Annotated in this window: 1 protein-coding gene; it reads right to left on the minus strand. The window is 58.4% G+C overall.

Going from position 1 to position 2,344, the window contains the following annotated elements; all coding sequences use genetic code 11:
• Positions 1-680 precede the first annotated feature (680 nt).
• Positions 681-1,883 (minus strand): IS256 family transposase, encoded by a 1,203-nt coding sequence (locus ACZ9HU_RS22475; protein WP_068095125.1) that lies wholly within the window; start codon positions 1,881-1,883, stop codon positions 681-683.
• Between the last annotated feature and the right edge of the window lie 461 nt (positions 1,884-2,344).

Raw genomic sequence — 2,344 nt, forward strand, 5'->3', positions numbered from 1 at the left:
TTGACTGCTCTTCTTCCACTCGCAAGGCCTCCATTTGCCCCGCGAAATCTACGCCACCCCAATCCTGCGCAAGGCCGGGGTCCGTCGGCGCTTACTGAAATACGGGGTAACACCTGCTCAGATTGCGCTTAGATGGGGCAAATTTCCTTACAGGTGGGCAATGAAGGCATTTAAATTTGGCGTCGCGTCACTTCTGGCGCTGCAGCTTGCTGCGTGTGGTGGCGGTGATGGCGGGATGAACTCGACGCCTACTCCCACGCCTACGCCTACTCCCACGCCTACTCCTACGCCAGCAGTGGGTTCGATAAATCAATCACTCAGCAATCTTTCTGCGACCGAGACATTTACTAACTCGTCCGTGCTTGCAGCGATTGATGTGAGCGGCTCTGGTAGTGTCGCGCCAAACACTTTTTCTCTTCAATATGACGCAGCGACCAGTAGCTACCTTTTGAGCACCGGTTCAAAATCAGCAACGTTCGGCGGCACCAACCTTTTGCCGCAGTATGTTGCTGATAGTCAGCACAACGCTTGGCCCTCCCAATCTACCAACGTCTGGTATTCTTTTGTCAGGTCCAATCAGACTTTTCTGTTATCGAACAGCACGCCTGGGTTGGATCGTGTCCCACGGCGTGGTGTAGTTTATTTGGGCCACCGGCGATTTCGGCATAAGCTTGAGCCGGTCATGCGCCAGGTACAGCCGAGAGCATGACGATGGGATTGTCGCTCACCGGCGCCATGGTTTCAAGTGACATGTAGCGGCCGCGCTGGACGGCCCATTCATCGGACTGTTCCATGAGAATGGCGCCGATCAGGCGTGTGATTGCCGCTTCGTTGGGGAAGATGCCGACGACTTCGGTGCGGCGTTTGATCTCGCCGTTCAGGCGCTCGATGGGATTCGTACTGTGCAACTTGGCCCGGTGCTCCTTGGGGAACGTCATGTAGGCGAGCACGTCGGGTTCGGCGTCGTCCATCAACGCGGCGAGTTTTGGCAGTTTTGGGCGCATTTGATCGGCAACGGAACGCCATTGCTGACTGGCGGCCTCGGGCGTCTCCTGAGCAAAAGCGGTGCCGATGAATGCCGAGACGACGCGGCGCCCGCTCTTGCCAGCGTGGGCCAACGCGTTGCGCATGAAGTGGACGCGGCAGCGCTGCCAGCTCGCGCACAGCAGCTTGGAGACCGCCGCCTTGATGCCTTCATGAGCGTCGGAGATCACCAGCTTCACCCCACGCAGGCCCCGGCGCGTCAGCTTGCGCAGAAACGCGGTCCAGAAGGGTTCGGCTTCCGACGGGCCGATATCCATGCCCAGCACTTCACGGCGACCGTCGCTGTTGACGCCCACCGCGATGATCACCGCGACCGAGACGATACGGCCATTCTGGCGGACTTTGACATAGGTGGCGTCGATCCACAGGTAAGGCCAGTCGCCCTCGATCGGGCGATCGAGGAAGGCATGCACCTTTTGGTCGAGCTCTTCGCACAGGCGGCTAACCTGGCTTTTGGAGATGCCATCCATGCCCAGCGCCTTGACCAGGTCATCGACCGATCGCGTCGAGATGCCATGCACATAGGCTTCCTGGATGACCGCCGTCAGCGCCCGCTCGGCCATCCGACGCGGCTCCAGAAAACCGGGAAAATAGCTGCCCTTGCGCAACTTGGGAATGCGCAGTTCCACCGTTCCCGCGCGGGTTTGCCAGTCGCGGTCGCGATAGCCGTTGCGCTGGACAAGCCGATCGGCGGACTTCTCGCCGTGGCCCGCACCCGTCAGGCCACCGACTTCCATCTCCATCAACCGCCCGGCGGCAAACGAGATCATCTCGCGCAAAATATCCGCGTCAGGGGCCTTCTCGACCAGCGCGCGCAGGTGCATCATGGAATCGGTCATCGTGGTTCTCCAGGTTCGAGCTTCGCAACCCAAACCTAGCCGAAAATCACGGTGACCACCCGCGCTGCTGGCCGTACGCTACAGCGCTATATGGAAAGCGCGCGTCCGGCCAGCAGCGCTACCCTCAGATCCTACACCACGTCCCGGGACGCGACCCCTGGGTTGCGCGTATTTAATGTGGTCAATGGCGGTAACGTTGACCAGTTAATACTTAGCAGTAACAATGTTCCGATCATAAACTCAAGCTTTGGTTTGCCATCTTCAGATATAGTGCTTTCTTATGTTGGCTTTGGATCTTGGTTTAGCGGATCAGTGACAAGTACGGGTGTGAGCGGCAGCTTTGACTATTTCACCTACGGCGCCTTCAGAGCCCGCCCCGAAAGTTGTTGAGCAATACCAGCATGTTGTGATTCACGCCCCTTTGCGAAGAGATGGAGTGTATCATGGCATGGACTGGCATT

This window comes from Novosphingobium sp. Sphag1I, from assembly GCF_056279125.1.